At 42.0% G+C, this 19,363-nt stretch carries 17 protein-coding genes and 1 riboswitch; all 17 genes read left to right on the forward strand.

Features of this window, described 5'->3' with window-relative positions:
• The first annotated feature begins 2 nt into the window (after positions 1 to 2).
• Positions 3 to 374: an RNA polymerase sigma factor gene (locus DXD11_RS12115; protein ID WP_118758511.1), complete on the forward strand. Its 372-nt coding sequence runs from the start codon at positions 3 to 5 to the stop codon at positions 372 to 374.
• Between the two features lie 586 nt (positions 375 to 960).
• The gene (locus DXD11_RS12125; RefSeq protein ID WP_118320755.1) at positions 961 to 1,332 is read left to right on the forward strand and encodes a type II toxin-antitoxin system PemK/MazF family toxin; all 372 of its coding nucleotides are present in this window, start codon (positions 961 to 963) and stop codon (positions 1,330 to 1,332) included.
• A gap of 96 nt (positions 1,333 to 1,428) precedes the next feature.
• Positions 1,429 to 1,581: a hypothetical protein gene (locus DXD11_RS14355; RefSeq protein ID WP_182428532.1), complete on the forward strand. Its 153-nt coding sequence runs from the start codon at positions 1,429 to 1,431 to the stop codon at positions 1,579 to 1,581.
• A 52-nt stretch (positions 1,582 to 1,633) separates the two neighbouring features.
• The gene (locus tag DXD11_RS12130; RefSeq protein ID WP_118758512.1) at positions 1,634 to 3,310 is read left to right on the forward strand and encodes a recombinase family protein; all 1,677 of its coding nucleotides are present in this window, start codon (positions 1,634 to 1,636) and stop codon (positions 3,308 to 3,310) included.
• 196 nt (positions 3,311 to 3,506) lie between these two features.
• On the forward strand, positions 3,507 to 4,094 hold the full coding sequence (locus DXD11_RS12135) for a DUF6037 family protein (protein ID WP_118649654.1): 588 nt from the start codon (positions 3,507 to 3,509) through the stop codon (positions 4,092 to 4,094).
• A 158-nt stretch (positions 4,095 to 4,252) separates the two neighbouring features.
• The gene (locus DXD11_RS12140) at positions 4,253 to 4,846 is read left to right on the forward strand and encodes a hypothetical protein (protein ID WP_117875125.1); all 594 of its coding nucleotides are present in this window, start codon (positions 4,253 to 4,255) and stop codon (positions 4,844 to 4,846) included.
• A gap of 109 nt (positions 4,847 to 4,955) precedes the next feature.
• Positions 4,956 to 5,390 (forward strand): DUF6572 domain-containing protein, encoded by a 435-nt coding sequence (locus DXD11_RS12150; protein ID WP_117549554.1) that lies wholly within the window; start codon positions 4,956 to 4,958, stop codon positions 5,388 to 5,390.
• A 61-nt stretch (positions 5,391 to 5,451) separates the two neighbouring features.
• Entirely contained in the window at positions 5,452 to 5,970 is a 519-nt protein-coding gene (locus DXD11_RS12155; protein ID WP_243002940.1) for a type IV toxin-antitoxin system AbiEi family antitoxin domain-containing protein, read from the forward strand.
• Positions 5,967 to 6,116 carry a hypothetical protein gene (locus DXD11_RS14250; RefSeq protein ID WP_158547590.1) on the forward strand — a complete coding sequence of 50 codons (150 nt, stop codon included), beginning with the start codon at positions 5,967 to 5,969 and terminating at the stop codon, positions 6,114 to 6,116. The genes DXD11_RS12155 and DXD11_RS14250 overlap by 4 nt, the downstream gene beginning before the upstream one ends.
• A gap of 62 nt (positions 6,117 to 6,178) precedes the next feature.
• Positions 6,179 to 6,856, forward strand: a complete 678-nt coding sequence (locus DXD11_RS12160; RefSeq protein WP_117875129.1) for a GDSL-type esterase/lipase family protein — start codon at positions 6,179 to 6,181, stop codon at positions 6,854 to 6,856.
• 25 nt (positions 6,857 to 6,881) lie between these two features.
• Positions 6,882 to 7,610, forward strand: coding sequence for a helix-turn-helix domain-containing protein (locus DXD11_RS12165; RefSeq protein ID WP_117875131.1), 729 nt, complete (start codon positions 6,882 to 6,884; stop codon positions 7,608 to 7,610).
• Positions 7,597 to 8,718, forward strand: coding sequence for a hypothetical protein (locus tag DXD11_RS12170; protein WP_117875133.1), 1,122 nt, complete (start codon positions 7,597 to 7,599; stop codon positions 8,716 to 8,718). The genes DXD11_RS12165 and DXD11_RS12170 overlap by 14 nt, the downstream gene beginning before the upstream one ends.
• Positions 8,719 to 8,863: 145 nt before the next feature.
• A complete protein-coding gene (locus DXD11_RS12175) occupies positions 8,864 to 9,697 on the forward strand; it encodes a hypothetical protein (RefSeq protein WP_117875135.1) in 834 nt (277 codons plus the stop codon).
• Positions 9,698 to 9,970: 273 nt separating this feature from the next.
• Positions 9,971 to 10,113, forward strand: a riboswitch (cobalamin riboswitch).
• 162 nt (positions 10,114 to 10,275) lie between these two features.
• Positions 10,276 to 16,518, forward strand: coding sequence for a DUF4430 domain-containing protein (locus DXD11_RS12180; protein ID WP_243105867.1), 6,243 nt, complete (start codon positions 10,276 to 10,278; stop codon positions 16,516 to 16,518).
• A gap of 44 nt (positions 16,519 to 16,562) precedes the next feature.
• Positions 16,563 to 16,844, forward strand: a complete 282-nt coding sequence (locus tag DXD11_RS12185; protein WP_055271920.1) for a homing endonuclease associated repeat-containing protein — start codon at positions 16,563 to 16,565, stop codon at positions 16,842 to 16,844.
• A 174-nt stretch (positions 16,845 to 17,018) separates the two neighbouring features.
• Positions 17,019 to 17,411, forward strand: a complete 393-nt coding sequence (locus tag DXD11_RS12190) for a helix-turn-helix domain-containing protein (RefSeq protein ID WP_243105868.1) — start codon at positions 17,019 to 17,021, stop codon at positions 17,409 to 17,411.
• Between the two features lie 41 nt (positions 17,412 to 17,452).
• On the forward strand, positions 17,453 to 19,354 hold the full coding sequence (locus DXD11_RS12195) for an HD domain-containing phosphohydrolase (protein ID WP_118758513.1): 1,902 nt from the start codon (positions 17,453 to 17,455) through the stop codon (positions 19,352 to 19,354).
• Positions 19,355 to 19,363 lie beyond the last annotated feature (9 nt).

A 19,363-nucleotide genomic window follows, 5' to 3' on the forward strand; every position in this document is an offset into this window, starting at 1 on the left:
CTATAACGCATAAAAATACCCTCCTTACTGGTTGTCCAGTAAAGAGGGTACATATCATTCACGATTGGGCGATTTTTAATTCCGACAGACGGTATTATCAGCGAGTGCAGGAAACAGGTACATATCTTGATGAACTTGCCGAAGATACTACGCAACCCGAAGTGAAAACGGTTGAGGATTTTCTGGACAGCATTGAAAATCAATGCCTATATCAAATCTTGATTAAGGTAGACAGGCTTACATTGCAGAGTGCTTTGATGAAGATACAAGGATATTCAACCCGTGAAATTGCGGTGTGTCTGAATATTACTGAAAAAGCTGTTTACAGACGAATGGACAGGCTCAAAGAAAAATTAAAAAAGTTTTTTGAGTAGAGGGGAAAATCGAATATTCCCACGGGCTACAGGGTGAGAGGACAAAAACCTCTTACCCTGTTTTCCTTTGTGTGGCGAAAACGGGGGGCGTTCCTTGACAAGTGAATACCCATTCGCCAAATACTTTCTCTTTGTGATTGTGATGAGCATAAGTGTGTGCAGCGGTACGCCAAGACCTGCCGACAGGCAGCGAGCGATTGAAAGGTGGTGAGCCAATCTTATCGACTCAAAATATCGGGCAACTCCCGATTTCGCCATAACCCACAAAGAGGATAATGATACTCCCGTCCAGTCACAGTCCGAGCGTGATAAAACCGTCGCAGGCAATGAGGGCGGCTCTGTCAGACCGACAGTTGGGGTGGAACTCCCGTGGTGTCAGTTCGCTGCTGACCGTTTGGCGACTTCCCATAGCATTTCGGGGTGTCGAGGACAAATTGAAATGCTCCTATCATATTCAGCCAGACGAAAGGCGGTCACAAGAACAGAGATTTTGTTAATCTTCTCCAGACCATAAATACTTCCTTTTATTTGGCTGCCTACATAGGCAGAACATACCTGCCTAAATAAAATTGGGAGGTCAAACATAATGGAAAGAAAAATCAAGCGTGGGGATATTTACTACGCAAACTTAAATCCCGTTATTGGCTCGGAGCAAGGTGGCAGGCGACCTGTACTTATTATTTCAAACGATGTCGGTAATAAGCACAGTCCTACGGTCATTGTCGCACCTATCACAAGCAGAATAAACACCAAAGCAAAACTGCCGACACACACTCTAATCAATAACTTTGAGGGATTGGATAAGAACTCAATTATTTTGCTTGAACAGGTACGAACGATTGATAAACAGCGATTAGAACAGTACTTAGGAATGATACCAGATGATATGGTGGCAAGGGTTGATAAGGCTCTTGCCATTAGTGTTGCATTGGAGAAAATAAAGGCAACAGATGTGTAAAAAGGGCGAGAAGAATAAATTTGCACATTGGTAAAAATGCGGCTGTATTTCTATAATTAGAGTACAGCCGCTTGTTTTATAGCGGAGGTACTCATTATGGGAAATGAAAAATATATCCAAAATTCCGAATTGCAAAGTAAACAGATGCAAGATGAAAACGAAGTATTCAATTCATTTATCAATATTATGGTACAGATAGTTGAAAAGTACGGAAAGACAGTTTTGCAGGAATTGGATTGTGCTGCGTAAGCTACGCAGCCTTACATATCACATTTTCCTATAAAATTATGGAGGTGGTACGATGAACAGAGAAGGAAAGAAATGTGTCCTGTATCCAAGAGTAAGTACCGAGATGCAGGTGGACGGATATAGCCTTGAAGGACAGAAGAACAGCTTAAAACGCTTTGCTGACCGAGAAGAAATGGAAATTGTCGGTATCTATGAGGATGCAGGTAAATCAGGAAAATCTATTGAAGGACGACCCGCATTTAAGAAAATGCTTTCCGATATAAAAAACGGATTGGAGATAGACTATATTCTGGTTTATAAACTTTCCCGTTTCGGAAGAAATGCAGCGGATATTCTAAATTCATTAGAGTTTGTACAATCTTATGGAATAAATCTTATTTGTATTGAAGAAGGAATTGACTCGTCACAGACAAGTGGAAAACTTTTAATCTCTGTTTTGTCTGCGGTTGCAGAAATAGAAAGAGAAAATATCATTGAACAGACAATGAATGGACGGAGAGAAAAAGCACGACAAGGTGGGTGGAATGGTGGATTTGCACCATACGGATATTATCTGAAAGACAATCAGCTCTTGATAGAAGAAACGGAAGCTGAAGCAATCAGAATTATATTTGATAAATTTGCTAATTCTGATATAGGACTTGGCGGAGTAGCAAAATATCTTAATCTTCAAGGTATAAAGAAGATACCTCGTCAGAACGGCACATTGGAAACTTGGAGCAGTCATTTTATACGGTTGATATTAGACAATCCTGTTTATTGTGGAAAGATTGCTTATGGCAGAAGAACACGAGAAAAGGTAAAAGGTACAAAAAATGAATATAAGCAGGTTCATGCAGAGGATTACATTCTGGAAGATGGACAACATGAAGGAATTATCAGCGAGGAATTGTGGCAAAAGGTTCACGCAAAGCGTATGGCAACAGGAATTAAACAGCCATCCAAAATCGGTAAGGATAGGTCACACCTTTTGACGGGGATATTAAAGTGTCCCCTTTGTGGAAGTTCAATGTATACGAACAAACACGCTTGGACAAATAAAGACGGCACATACAAAGAGGTTTACTATTATATTTGTGGTAGAAATAAGCAGGAGCGAGGACATCATTGTGATTATAAAGCATCGCTAAGAAAAACAGATATTGAGCCACTTGTAATTGAAGCTGTTAAGGAATTGGTAAGCGATAAGTATTTTGCAAAAGAGATTGAAAAGCGTATTGGCGTACAGACCGATACAACAGCTATTGATAAGGAACTTGCCAATTACGAGAGTAAGCTGAAAGAAGTAGATTTGAATAAAGCCCGTCTGGAACGAGAGATTGATAATCTGCCTATTGATGCTCGTTTCAGAGAAAGGAAAATCCACGACATGACTTTAAGACTTGATGGATTGTATGATACGATTGTCGAGTTGGAAGAACGGATTGAAGATGCAAAGCTGAGAAAAAGTTCTATCGAAATGGAAACAATCACTCTGGACAATATTTACAAGCTTATGCTGAATTTCGGAAAGCTCTATGATATAATAAGTGACGAGGAAAAGAAAAGCCTTATTACTTATCTCATAAAAGAAATTCAGATATATCCAAATGGGGAGTCAGAGCAGCCTTTGAAGTTAATAGAGTTTAATTTCCCAATATATCGGGATGGTCAAGAGGTAAGGCGGCTCTTGTGGGAAAAAGGTAATATCGTTGAAACAGTCTGCCTTCTGTCGAGAAAAGCTCAATAAATCAAAGGATTTTGCCATTTGGGGAATAAAATAGATGTGCGTTTCTGTTTCCGTAGAGTGATGATATAAGTGGAGGTTTACCCCAGGGGATAGGCTTGGGGGAACAGGAGATATACATTTTGGCGAAAGGATACTTTTCGCCAAAGTGATATAATGAAATTGATATTGGTATAAGAACGAAGGTGATTGGATGAAAATGTTTGAATTTACTGGATTAAGAACCCTGCATAAAGACATGATGAAAAAGGGAGAAGAGAGAGCAACATTTCCATTTGGGTTTAATGGAAAAATTTTTAGTTGTATTTTCTTGACGGATATAATTCCATACCGCTTGTATTTGACAACTTTAGGATTATATCCGGTGGTATTTGAATTGGAAATAGAGAAAGGGTATAAGGCCAAATGTTTTATTGATGATTATAAAAAATTGGTAGATTATCTTGAAATAAAATATGATCCAACGCATAAATTTGTTCCGCTAGACTTTTTTGAAGCGTTAAATAAAAGAATTCCTAAAGAATTTATGATGCGCCCAGATTATAAAGAGACATTAAAAATTGCTTCTAAAAAAAGAAAAATTGAAGAAGAAGCTAAGGTATATTTTTGTGGTTGGAGAAGGAACGCAGCGGGGCAGAATGTACGAGAGAAAAATCTTGAAAAAACGAGAAGCGCATTTGGAGATGCAAAGGCAGAAATATGTAAAAGAAAAAATATTAGTTCCTGTTGGACAGATTGTGCCTATGAAGAAGAATTGAAAAAATTGAATGATATAATTACAATGTGATTTAGAAAAGATATACTTTTTTGTGGTTTTGGAGGCAATAAGATGACTACAGAGTTAGAGCACAAGCCGCTACTTGACGGGAATGAACCAAATGGGCCCCATTGAAAGATACGAGGAAGCAGTTAGGCAGAGATATTAGTTTAAGCGGAGGATGGATCATGAGCTTTTTAAAGTTATTACATGGTACGAAAAAAAAGAAAGATTTATTTGATATTGCCTGTGATTATGATGGCTATGACATTGTTTATGAAGAAGAGACAACTGACATAAATTTGTATAAGTTTTTTAATGAGATTATCACTAATTCAAGATATGACATCACAGTTCTGCCTGAGTATCGATTATTAATGGAAAATAATACAGAAGATGCATTTAATGAGTTCTATGATGCATGGGTTGATGCATTAATTGATCGGGGGTTCCTGTTTCATTTGGATGGTGAGGTGTCTATGGAGCAGTTTACGAAGGGGATTAATCGTATATTATCCGATATTGGATGTGAGAAACAGTTAGATTTGACTTTATTGGATCGGATGTATCAGGAAGAATTACAAAACTACTGTTTAAATGGGAAGGAGATTCATGAAGAAATCAATTATGATATTTTACAAAGCAATGTGATTGCTCGTGAATTGAGGTTGATAGGTTACGAACTAATAAGTTTGTTCAATGGATTTGATAATTACGATAAAGCTGTTATTCCTATTATAAAAATAGATGATTTAAAAGGAATTGAATCTATATTTAAGTAAAAATGATGAAAGCTATTTTGATATAGTTCTGAATTCGGAAAGGAGAATGGTACTATAGCAAAGAGAAAGACGCTGCCGAAGGATTTTGAGCAATTGGTAGAGGCTGGAAATGAGCAGGAAATCAAAAGTGTATTCGAAAAATGCGACATCAATGCATACGGAGGATACAATAAAGGAAATAGGTGATGATATGGAGTTAGAGAATAACGATGATAAGTTTAATATTGAAAAAACAGATACCATTGATGGCTTGGCATATGAACAAGACACCTCCAGCTTGTTACTTCTTCTTACAGACGGAATGGACTGGTCAGATATGAATCGACATTTATTGCTGTTGCAAGATAAACTCAATACCTATATCTGGTACATAGATTCAGGACAATATAAAGAAAAGTACCCAAATGTTAAAAGCGTAGAACTGCGTGTTAGTTTTTTGTTTGAGGAACCAGAGATATGCCGTAAGCTTTTAGAAAGAGCAAAGCAGGTGTTTGTCGATGTATTTGAGAATGTTGAGATGATTGTGGAGCATGGAACAAAATAGATAAACGGTGCTAAATCAGAAAAACATATGAAGGAAAATGTTGCTGTCATATCAGGAGTGTTTGGAAAAATATGGAACGGATTATAAAATTAAAAAATGTGTTCAAGAAGGGGAACTGTATGTAAAAGAAAAAGGCATCTATTCTGATAAGAGATATGTGCCGGAGCTGGAGATTATTTCTAAGAAATATCCCAATGCAATTATAACTCTGAATAGTGCCTTTTATTACTATGGATTGACGGATACCATACCAAATTTTTATTATGTTGCGACACCGAAAAATACAAGAAAAATCAGCGATGAAAGAGTGAAGCATTTTTATGAAAACAGCGAAGCATTTGATATGGGCAAAACTACAATGAATTATGATGGTGTGGATATTGTAATTTATGATAAAGAGCGTCTTCTTGTGGAACTGATACGGAATAAAAGAAAATTTTCTTTTGATTTGTACAAAGAATTAATTGCAAGTTATAGAAAGATTGTTCATGAACTGGATATGACTTTAGTTGCAGAATATGCGTATGAATTACCAAAGTCAAACATGGTAATGGAGACACTTAGATTGGAGGTTTTATGATGATAAATATACAGAAGCTTATTGAAGAAGCAAATGAAAATGGTTATCAGGGAGATAAGGCGTCAGCGAAAGTGTGTCAGGATATTGTGTTAAAAGCGTTATCGATTGGCCCATTGAGTAGAAATGTTACGATTAGGGCCGATTAGGTTAAGAATAGACTAGAACGTCGAGAAACTTTGAAGAAGAGAGGAAAGTAGAGGGGACTTCAATGAAAAATAAAGTAAAATTTGTATCTATTTTGGGTGATTCTATAAGTACATATTCAGGATATAATCCGATTGGATATAAGGTGTTTTATGATGAGTACAACTCTTTAAGAAATGACATGACATCGGTATATGATACATGGTGGGCAAAGGTAAACCAGTTCATTAACGCCTACATTTGTGTTAATAATTCTTATTCTGGAAGTAAGGTTGCAGGTGAAAAATTCCCTAGTGGAAATTGTGATCAGCGTACATCAAATTTGCATACAGAGCAGTACACACCTGATATGATTCTAATATATTTAGGGTTTAATGATTTTGGAAACGGTGTTCATATTACAAATGATAAGTTGGGAAGCCCTTCATTTTTCTCGTCCTATTATAATATGTTGCAAAAGATAAAGATGAATTATCCGAAAAGTAGAATTATATGTGGGACATTGATGGAAAGTTATATGAAAGGCGATAATAGTTGGAAATTTCCACATAAATGGGCTGGTGTATCGATATATGAATACAATGCGGCAATAAAAATTGCTGCAGAAATTGCGGGAATTGAAGTTGCAGATCTGGCATCACAGAATTTACGTTATGAAACATTAGACGGATCACACCCTACAAAAGAGGGGCATATAACTTTGGCAAAAGCATGGATTAATTGTTTGAAAAAAACAGTATAACAGATGGAGATAAGGAGGAAAACAAATGCTGCTTATAGGATCCAGGATTCAGGAGTACCGGAAGAAAGCCGGGCTGAATCAGGAGGAATTTGCGGAAAAGATGGGAGTCAGCAGACAGGCTGTGTCCAAGTGGGAGAGGGATAAGGCGTATCCTGATTTGGACAGGCTTGTGTGTATATGTGAGATTCTGGATGTACAGGTTGGAGAACTTATATATGGAAAGGGTGATGAGCCGGAGGCGCCGGAAGAGGTGTCCGGGGATGGGACTTCAGCGAATAATGCTGTCCATCTGAAGAATCTCAGGGGAAAAGGCAGGCTTGCCAGATTGAAAATATTATTTTGCGTGATGGCAGCCATATGCGTTTTCTGTGTAATTGTGGTGGCGGTGCTGTTTGTGAGGAACGAGTGGACCAGCCATTCAGATAAGAACGGAAATGTGCGCGTGGAGAAGGTGTATCAGCAGTATACAAAAGCTGATCTGGCATATTTGGATGACAATGGCCGAAAGATCATGGATACTGTGTGGCTTGATGTACCGGGGGTACGAGATGGAGATTACATACAGTTGTACACAGGGGCGGACGGTAATGGACTGTTTCTGAATTACAAGACATCAACCATAGTTGCCGCAGCATTTGTCATGCTGGTGTTTATTATTCTTCTGACCCTCATTGGGCTTGAGATAAGAAGGATGAAGAAAGAAGATACACTTCAGATCATACTTGAGGATAAGACAGCCGATGAAAAAATGTAAAAAAATTGTCTGCGCGATCGTAATAGCATGCATACTGGCGGGAGCTGCATTTGTCGCTCTTGAGTTTATGGGCGTTATTGATCTGAACAGTGCGCAGAAGACGGAAGAAAAAAGTGAAACTGAACAGGATGGAAATAAAATAGCTGACGATGAGACAGAGCCTTGGCATATAGTGTTCAAGGGATATGCCTTCTCTGTGAATCCGGTAGGACAGGCAATCATACATGAGAGTGGCTGCCTTAATATAAGAAGCTGTGATGATTATCTGATACAGATCGATGTGGAGGATAAGACGATGGCGGATTTCTGGGACAACAGAGAGCAGCGCAAGAAAAATATTGAGGACGCAGGTTATGTGATGGAGCTGGAGCCTGAGAAGTTCGAGATACAGGGGAAGGAATATATCAGATACATAGCGAGTCTTGCAAATGAACGAGGTGCGAAGTTCGACAGATCATATTTTTATCAGCTTATATGTGATGCCGGGGAAGGGCAGCGTTTCTTTACTTCGATAAGATTTGATGAGATAGATATAGATGCGCTGAGCGGGTCGGAGAGAGCTGAGGTATATGAGAAGGCTGCCGATGAAGCTGTGGCTATTGTTGCGGGGGCCGTTCCCACAGATGAGGCAAATGATATGACAGGCTCATACTGGCAGGAGGACGAAGCTATGGAGACGGGAGTAGTGGACAGTGTCGTGAATGGAGATACTACCGTGTCATATGAAATCCCTGAAAAATACAGCCTTCAGAATGAGGATTTGTCAGGTAAGACATACTATTCAGACGGTGATAAGATCACGGTTGTGACTTCGATCGTACCGTATAGTTGGATGACAGCATCTGATATGGCAGACAGAAAGACCGGGGCCGGAATATCAAAGGTAACAGAGGAAGGTCAGTGTGAGGTAAATGGTGTGACATTTTATTACTACACATATTCGACCTTATATATAAAGGACGGCAAGAGAAATATCACATACTATTTTAATGCATATGCTGATCTGAAGGATGGGAACATATATACAGTCAGCGGATTTGCCGATGATAATCCGGATGCCATGGACAGAGACACTTATTATAGTTTCATGAACATTACGGAGAAATAAACACTATAGATTACAAAAAAGTGACGAAAACACCTATGATTTCGGTTCGCTACCCATAGTTGCCCCGTTGCAACCGATTACGGCTTGATAAAATATAGTGACATTCTTAATAATAAAGCCACTAGGTTTTAAGGAGGATTATTATATGAGGAACAAGAAAATGCTGATTGCAGGACTTATCACGGTGGTGATGGGAATTTCTATAGTTGGATGTGGAAATGATGGCAAATCCACCAGAGAGACGGAGTCAACAGAGCAGGTAACCGAAACAGAAGTGGCAACGGAGGAGGAATCTGAGGCTGAGGATACAGGTGATACTGAATCTGATGATTCATATGCAGATGAAACCGATTACAGTGATGACAGTGAGAAATCCACAGAATTTACGATGCCTGTATATGAGGATTTCACATTGGCATCGGGACTCAGCGAGAATTACGCAGATCTTGACAATAGGTCATTTGTATATAATGGAAAGAAATTCACTTTAGGTGAGTCCACCTTGAAGGATCTTATAGACGGTGGAATACCATTTGAGCAGAATTCTCTCAATAACAGTGGCAACAATGTAAATAAAAATTACGAAACTGACAGATACACAGCAGAAATCAATGACTACGTAACGATGCAGTTTATGTTTGGCAACTTTACTGACAGTGAGCGGAAGGCAGAGGATTGCGTTCTCTCATATGTAAGGTATTCACACCTTTTTGTGCCAAACCCGGATTATGATGCCAGCATGAATGCAGAGATCAGTGAGATGATGCTTGACGGCGCAAAGCAGGTGAACTTCTCATTCCCTACAACTATCACCAAGGATCAGTTGCTTGAAAAGTGCGGTGAGAATGCAGAAGTAGATGGCAAGATAGTCAAGTACAGTGTAGATTCTGAGGTTTATATGGGAAGCAGCGGCTATACATTTGAGTTTGACGATACAACAGGACAGCTCAAAGAGGTCAGAATAAGCTGGCTTCCGTAACTAAAAAGTAATCAGAATAAGAGCCAGAAGAAAAGCCGGATATCTCTATAAAATAGGGATACCCGGCTTTTGTAAACCAAATGTATGCTGTGGACAGCAGAATGAAATCCAAAGGTATTCTCAGTAATTTCTCTCTACTTACATATTATGCAGAAATGTGTGATATGGATAAAACACATATCTCACCTTACTAATAAAATATGACAAAAAAGTACATTAAGTGGTACTTGGAGTTGACAATTACCCGATTCACAATTACTATAAACCCTGTGATTTCATAGTGAAAATCTGCTCGGATGCCGTCCTGAAAAGCATCCGATCAGGGGGAAATTCGGTGAGATTCCGGTGCAACCGCCATTACTGTGTTAAGACTTGTGTCTTTCAGTCAGAATGCCCGCAGATTTTATGAGATTTCCGGCCGCGTGACGGCGTCTGACAGACACAGACAGCCGGGATATGCGGAGTACCCGGATGCGGATGACACGACAGTTCATCTGTTAGCTTTTGGGCGTGGGAAAAGCAGAATACATATTCCCTGCTTTATAACCTACAATTAAATAAAGAAAGGAAAATAGGAGATGAAACGAATCAGGACATTGATGCTTTCATTCTTATTGGCATGCGCAGTTTTAGTGGCACCATTTGCTTCAAATGCAAGCTGGGGCTATGTTCAGGCTGCCGCCGCAGAGAGTGATGGCGAAGTTGATTACAGCACTGAGTACGTTGTGCTGTCTCTTGAGGGATTTACTCTTGGTCAGGGCTTCTATATCGAGCCGGAGAGAATGTCCTACAAAGAGATCGGTGAAGTCTGGAAAGAGGAAGGCATAGACATCGACCTGTCTAAGCTTACCGTATCACAGGCTACTTACGCGTTTTTCAAGAAAGAGGGACTTGAAACAGAACCTTCAGGAACAGACAAATACAATAGTTCCGATTATTATCTTGCCAACATAAAGGGCATTGATAAGGGAGCTGCAAATGTTCCACAGGAGCTTAAGGATGCTTATCAGAAGAAGAATGGAAAGGCACTTGAGCTTAAGGACAAGACAGGAAAAGATCTTGGCCAGTTTGATTATTTCAGCATGTCTGGCTGGATGAACACAGTTGACAATATACTGGGAAATGTCGGCGCAGGAGAATATCAGGTAGATTCTGCAGCCGGAGTAGACAATACACACGTTATCCGTTGGCAGTTCACGCTCGCAGATTATGGCGCAGATCTGGGATATGGCTACAATCCGGATAAGAATACATTTGACTCTGAGTATGCATACTATGAGACTCAGGACAAGACAGAGCTCTATGTGCTCTATGCAGAGCATGCAGATGAGATAGCTAAGGACGAGGCTCTACGTGAAGAGGTTCAGGCGGTCATGACAGATCTCACTGCAACTGCAGATGAGGTTCAGGCAGTTGAGAAGAAGATCAGGGGTGACAAGAGAAATACAGTATCTGTAACCATGAATTATTCTGCTCCTTACATGACTCTGGCTGATTCAGAGGGCAATGAGATTGAAGTTGGAGAGCCTGATGGCAGCAAGTATACCCTTGAGCTTGAGCCGGGTACATACCGTCTGTCAGCATATCAGAAGAGCGGTGACGAGAAGACAGATATGGGATCTATAGATCTCGTAGTCACAGACGATCCACAGCAGTCATACAGCATATACAGCATCACAGATATAGCATGTACAGGTTATGACACTGTAGATGGCAACAAAAAATATTGGAAGGAAGACGTTGATTATACCGTCACAGGTAAGGTTATGTCTCCTGACAATGTGGACAGACATGCAGAGTTTGTAAAGACCAGGGAGGGGTCAGATGACTCCTGGGCAAAGTATGCAGGACTGTTCTACTATGCTGATATGGTGTCAGTGACATATGATCCGGTTGGAGATAGAGCAGATGACTATATCTCTAAGACTGTGTCAAACACACTTACATCCAACAGAAGCTACGGTTATTCAGTAGCTCTTGCAGCGGCAAAGACAGTAGAGTTCACAGTTCCAGAGGGAACTGAGCTCAGAGTTGGTACACTTTCAACATACTATATATATAAGGATGAGGCTGGCATCAAGATAGACAGCAAGGATGCCGGATATGACACATACAAGTATAAGCTTGGAAGTGGTATCACATATTACTACCGTGTAACTGGTGGAGAGGGAGTTACATACTGGAACTGGTTCTCCACAACCACAGATGCTGAGTACAAGGTAACAGCCGAGGATATGTACATCGGCGACAGCACATATGGCCCTGGCACAGTTGTACATGACATGTCAGCCAACAGCTCAGATGTCGCAGATATCTACATGACATCCAATGAGAAGGGCTATGTGTCAATGCAGAAGGGTGACAAGTATCACCTTGAGTGCTTCCGTAACTGGCAGGCTATAGAGGGTATCATGAATGCAAAATCAGCAGAGCCTGATTATCACTACACAGTTATCGATGAGAATGGTAACCCATCAAGTGATGTGATCAGCGTTGTACCTGGCGAGCATTCAGAGATAGCAGAGATCGAGGCAAAGTCAGAGGGAACAGCGATACTTCTCGTAACCTATGATGCAGAGATCAACAAGCCTGGTATGGGCGGTTCATTCTTCAGTGCGATCTGGCCTGAAAACACAGGTGTAGTCGTATTCACTGTAGGAAATGACGGCTCAGACATTCAGACAAATATGACATTAAATGCAGGACGCAACACAGAGACTGCTAAGACTGCTGTAGACAATCTGGATGCACAGATCGATGTTCTGTATTATCTTGAGGGAGCAGCCGGTGCAGAGTACACATTTACACCGGAGGATGGAGTGGCAGTATCAGTTCTTCATCCACAGATCACGGGAAACAAGCTTACATACAGTGGATTTACAACAGCAGATGTCAAGAAGAATGATGATGGAAGCTACACTGTAAGCGGTCTCACAGAGGGATCAAACATAATAAAGGTGACAAAGGACGGAGTTAGCACATATCAGGTAGTACGTGCAAAGGAAGTCCCGGTATCATACACATATAAGAACGCTGATGGTGACGAGATCTCAGCAGATGAACTCAGAGCCGGTGATACCATAGAGGTTTCATATGGTAAGCGTACAGAGGATGGCAAGAAGGCATACGACGGTCTGTATATTCCGGCCAACAAGCTTGCAGGAATTTACAACATGGCCGGAACTATAAAACTGTCAGATGGTGAGGGAAATGAATTCTCAGGAGCAAGCAACCAGTATGCATTTGCATCATATCCTGCTGCCCAGACAGTTACAGTCAAGATACCTCAGTATTTTGCAGGTGACGAGTACACGCTGAGCGGAGTTCTGTATGAGGGCGGATTTGGTTCGCCATACGGTTCACACAGAGAGGTCCGCCATGCAACAGGAAAGCCTGTACAGATGGCAGCAAGCGTACGTGTGGCATACCTTGGAAGTCTCCCGGATATGTCATTTAAGCTGGCAAAGACAGACTTTGTCCAGGTAAAGCTTGATGTAGTGGATGGTGCTACAAACGAAGCAGTAGAAGGATATAAGGTAAGCATAAAGGATACTGAAGGAAATGCCGTAACAGTAAATGACGGCAGCTTCAATGGTCTTGCAGGCAGACAGTACAATTACACTATGAAGTGTGCCGGATACATGTATGCCGAGGGAACATTTGAGATCCCGGAGGATACTTCCGGCGAGATGTCACAGACCATCAGCCTCACAGCGTCAAGTGCAACTGCTTGGGATGGCGAGAGCAAGACCGAGCCCGAACAGGTTGACGGAGTATACCAGATCAGCACAGGTGCAGAGCTGTACTGGTTTGAAAATGAGGTAAATGTCAATAAGAAGGTCGACATAAATGCAGTGCTCACAGCGGATATCAACCTTGCAGGATATAGCTGGACACCAATAGGTACATCGGGTGCCATATACATGGGTTCATTTGACGGCCAGGGACATACTATCAGCAATCTGTATCAGAATGATATAGGCTACTCAGGAATATTTGGACAGGCGGGTGCAAGGATCAGCGGCCTCACAGTAGAGGGAACTATCATCATGAGCACCAAGACTGCAGCAGGAGCGGTTGTGGGATACCTGTATCAGGGAACCACAGATGCACCGGCAAGAGTAGCAGGTTGTACATCTAAAGTAAATATCACTTACACAGGCACAAATACATCAGCTTCGATAGGTGGTCTGGTAGGATACTGTAACACGAACAAAATAAGCAACACAGTGATTGAGAACTGTGTAAATCATGGAACTATTAAGGCAGAAAACGGTGGTACCGTCGGCGGAATCATAGGATCTATGAGCAGCCGAAATATCTGCGTACAGAATTCGACAAACTATGGTGACATCACAGCCAAGACAAATGTTGGTGGAATACTCGGAAGCCACAATGAATACTATCCACAGGATCCTGGATGCAAGATCATTTTATGCTACAATGCAGGAACGATCACAGGCCAGACAAATGCAGGCGGTATTGCAGGTGTTTTCAAGGGTAATACGTCAAATGACGCAGGCGTGGAGATCACAGACTGCTACAGCGCAGGAACTGTAAATGGCAGTGACGCAGCCACAACAGGCGTATTTGCAGGTTATTCAGAGGATCTGACAATATCAGGATCTGCATATTCATGCACAGCCGCAGCAGATGAGAGCATCACAGAGAATCAGGCTTCATATGTATCGGCTGCTAATATAGAGGCAGTCAAGAAGCTCACAGTTGACACAGTTACCAAGATCAATGACGGAGAGGCCATCTTGAACGTGGCACCTGCAGCAGAGATCATGGCAAATGTTCCTCTGACAGCAGAAGATGGAGAATTTGTAGAGACATACAAGAAGGTAAGAACTGTAATTGACGGAGTTACTATCTTCAACATAGGTGTATATGACTACACAGCAAGTGCAGCCGGAATAAATGGTGCATCAAAGGATGGAGTTATCCTTGAGAACACAAAGGTTGAGGCAGCTTCAGCGGTTGACGCTGTAAAGCGTGCACTGGATAATGCCGGAATAGCCTACGATATTCAAGAGTCAGCTTATGGCCCATATATCGTATCTGTAAACGGACTTGCATCAGTTGCTGACTACTCAATGTCAGGATGGATGCTGTCATACAACGGAGACGACTTTGACAACGGTGGGCTTGGTTCACTGGATGCAAAGGATAACGACACTATCGAGCTTCACTATGAGCTCACAGGAGCAGATGTAGCAGCATCATTCTCAGGACTTCCTACATTTGAGTCCATGACAATAGATGGAACAGAGATAACATTTACCACAGAGACAGAATACGATGAGAATTGGAATTCTATCTACACATACAAGGCAAATGGAGAAGTTCTGAATGGAACAGGAACAAAGGCTGATCCATTTGAGGTCGGTGTTGTATTGCCGGAGAGCGCAGATCTTGTAAAGCTTGACATGACATACAAGACAACTGCGGATGGCCATTATGTTGTGGTTGACGGACTTTCAGCCAAGATCAACCTGACAAATGATGTTGTGTGCAGGATCACATCAAGAGGTGGAAGGACTGCATGGTACAAGATCATGGCAGTGACAGCACTCACTGAGGACAATACAAAGCTTGAGATAGCAGACGCAGAGTACACTGGAGAGGAGCTCACACCGGAAGTTACCGTATATGTAAATGACAAGAAGCTTGATCCAAGCAGCTATGAGGTTACATACAGTGATAACGTAAATGCCGGAAGGGGTACTTGTACAGTAAAGGGAACTGGTAAGTTCTCTGGTACAATTCAGGGCGAGTTCGAGATAAAGAAGTCTACAAAGACGATAACTACAGAAAAGACTGAGATCGAGGTTCTTGAAAATGCAGAGCCATTTGATCTCAAGGTTACAGGACAGGGTACACTTACATTTGCATCATCTGCACCAGAGGTGGCAGAGGTAGATCCTGAGACAGGACGTGTGACAGTCAAGGCTGTCGGTGAGACTGAGATCACAGTTTCATCTGAGGGAACAGAGAACTACAAGGCTGGACAGATCGTTATCAAGATAACAGTCAAGGAGGTTCCTGTAGAGCCAGAGGAGCCGGATACAAAGGTTACACTCACAAAGGACAACACAGTTATAGAAGTTGCAGATGTGACATATACAGGCAAGGCACAGAAGCCTGAGGTTACAGTAACAGTTGACGGTAAGAAACTTGAGGCGGCTGATTATACAGCATCGTATGCAAATAACGTGAACGCCGGAACAGCCAAGGTAACTATAACAGGTAAGAACGATTATACAGGCAGTGTTGAGCAGACCTTCAAGATCAATAAGGCAGACCAGACAGTGACAGGCAACACATTATATGTATACAACAGATATATAACCGTTAAGGCTGCCGGTAAGGGAACTGTAACTTACTCATCAACAAACAAGAATATTGCGATAGTGAACAGCAAGTCAGGTCTTGTGAGAACCAAGAAGCCGGGCAGAGTACAGATAAAGATCACTGTCTCAGGCAACAGCAATTACAACAAGGCAAGCGGAATCGTAACTCTGATAGTTACCCCTGCAAAGTCATCAATAACAAAGCTTGCATCAAACAGCAGCAGAAGTCTTAAGGTGACCTACAAGAAGGTAAGCGGTGCTACCGGATATCAGATAACATATGCTACAAACAAGAACTTTAAGTCTGCAAAGACAAAGTATGTGAGCGCAAAGTATGGCAGTGCAACTATCAAGAATCTAGCAAAGAACAAGAGATACTATGTGAGAGTAAGAGCTTACAAGACAATAAATGGCAAGAGATACATGGGACTTGGCAGCTCAGTGAAGTCTGTCAAAGTAAAATAATTCTCAGGCCATAGAAACGCAGAGATGATCCGGAGGAAAGAGGTATGGAGAACAAGAGAGCTGGCTATACACGTGAAGAATGTTGTCAGATGCTTCTGGACGCATATATTTCACTTGGAAGATATCCGAAAAAGTCAGACTTTACACCGGAGCAGGTTGGCTGGATAAAATCCTACCTTGGGCCATGGCCGAGAGCCCTTGAGGCCTGTGGCATTCTTCCTGACCGGTCTGCGGAGCGGGCTGAGGCAAAGAAGCATAAGCGCATAGCTTCCAAGAGGAAGATGACCCAGTACAAGCTTGCGAAGCAGAACGGGAAAACTGAATAAAAAATTTTAAACCACAGGTTTACTTTTAACCTGTGGTTTATTTGTGTTATAGTATCTGTAGATTCCTTCTGACATATTTTATTATTAGTGTTCGGGATATTGACCCAGTTATAAGACTATTGGAGATATTGGTAGTCAGATAGTTTATAGCATTTACAATGGGAGGTATCATTTATGACACAGAACAATTTTCCAATGATCGACCTTTGCGCAACAGGCAAGAGGATCAAAGAAGTGAGAGAGCAGAAAGGAATCACCGTAAAAGCATTGCAGGCATTTCTCGGGTTCAATGAACCTGTATCGATCTACAAGTGGCAGAGGGGCGAATGCCTTCCTACATTTGACAACATGTATGCAATGGCCTGCCTATTCGGGGTAGGAATTGACGACCTTCTGGTGGGAAACCGCCAGGAGGTCGTTTTTGTTTGCGCGCCATGGGCGCGCTCTAACGGGTGTCATTTATCTCTGGGGATGGAGGTGGCGGGCACCTCCGTCCCCATTAAATATTTGATTAATGTTGGTAGTATGTTACAATTATATCTATATGTAAGTATAAACCTGAGCTGATCTGGGACCGGAATAATGTGCGTGAAATGGGGGGATTCGGTATGAAGAATGTAAGCAAGAGGCACTATATACTGACACTGATAGTGAGTTTTGTGGCGATTGTGGTACTGTCGTTGTGTACGATCATGACATTTTATAGGAAGTCAGTGAATGATACTCTGGCTTTGGCGGCAGAGACTGTTAAGCAGGAGCAGGAATATATGAATTCGTATCTGAATCGAGCCGTGGATGCGGTGGAAGTTACGAAGATCACTGTGGAGCATATGATGAGAGAAGGCAGGCCGGGGCAGGATATCCTGAACTTTCTCACGAATGAATCAGCCTATTATCTCCAGGATATAGATGCGGCGTTCACAGGTGTATATGGCGTTATAAACGGCGAATACCTGGATGGCATAGGCTGGGTTCCCGGCGGTGATTATGTGCCTCAGGAGCGCGCATGGTACAAAGCAGCAGTGGCGGCAGACGGCCAGCCAACCCTGGGCCAGCCGTACATCGATGCGCAGACAGGAGATATTCTGATGTCAGTCAGCCAGTTACTCTACGATGGCGAGAGTGTAATATCTCTGGATGTAACACTGGATCCAATACAGTCAGAGACGGAAAATATCAAATTAAATGGTCAGGGATATGCATTCGTCTGCGACAAGTCAGGATTGGTGATAACCCACTCGGACAAGAAAGAGGTAGGCCAGAACTACACTCAGGGAGAAATGTCTGTACTCATGAAGGGGATAGCGGACAATGACGGCGAACCGTTTCAAACAGTTGTTAATGATAAGAAGGTGACAGTTTTCAGCTATTCCATAGTAGATGAATGGTATGTGGTCATGGTCATCACGAATGAGAAGCTGTACCACGGAATAAGAAAACTGATAGGCCACGATATAGGCGTTGGAATAGTTCTATACATAATTATAGTGTTCTTCTGTACCAGATCCAAGAATAGTACGGATGCGATCATGAGCCGGCTCGATGAGACAAATAACGAACTCACAGACCTGAATAATATGGTTATGCAGGCATTTGCCAAGACGATAGATGCAAAGGACAAATACACAAAAGGCCATTCTGTGCGAGTCGCCAGATACAGCCGTGAGCTGGTGAAGCGGATGGGCGGAACAATCAGGGAGCAGGACGAGATATATCAGATAGCACTGCTTCATGATATGGGCAAGATACGTATTCCTGACAACATAATCAACAAGCCGGGAAGACTTACAGATGAAGAATTCTCCATGATAAAGCTTCACTGTGTAAATGGATACCATATTCTCAAGAATATAAATGCATTTCCGGACCTGGCGGTGGGCGCGAAGTATCACCACGAGAGATACGATGGAACAGGATATCCAAGTGGGCTCAAGGGAGAAAATATACCAAGGTGTGCAAGGATTATAGCGGTGGCAGACAGCTATGATGCCATGACATCCAACCGAAGTTACAGATACGCCCTGCCGCAGAAGATAGTGCGCGATGAGATGGAGAAGGGCAAGGGCAGTCAGTTCGATCCGGACATTGCAGAAGTCATGCTCAGGATGATAGACGAGGATGAAGACTACCACATGAGACAAGCCGAGAAGATGGTAAGCAATATCCTTGTTGTAGATGACGAGAAGATAAATATCAGACTTATAGAGAATATCTGCAAAAATGAGCCTCTCTACAAGGTTATTGCGGCAGAGAGCGGAAAGCAGGCCATAGACATAGTGGGAAATCAGCAGATAGACCTGATATTGCTCGACATCGAGATGCCAGACATGGATGGATTCCAGACGCTGGAAGAGATACGCAAGATCACAGACGTACCGGTTATATTCGTAACAGCTTATAAGGATTATAAGCTGATAGAGAGAGCGAGACAGATGGGGGTTGAGGATTATATTACGAAGCCGTTTCTTCCAATAGTTTTCCTTGAGACCTTGTACGGAGTTATCGGTTAAATACAGATG

Origin of the sequence: Coprococcus sp. TF11-13 (assembly GCF_003481085.1) — a bacterium.
Taxonomy (GTDB): Bacteria; Bacillota; Clostridia; order Lachnospirales; family Lachnospiraceae; genus Coprococcus; species Coprococcus aceti.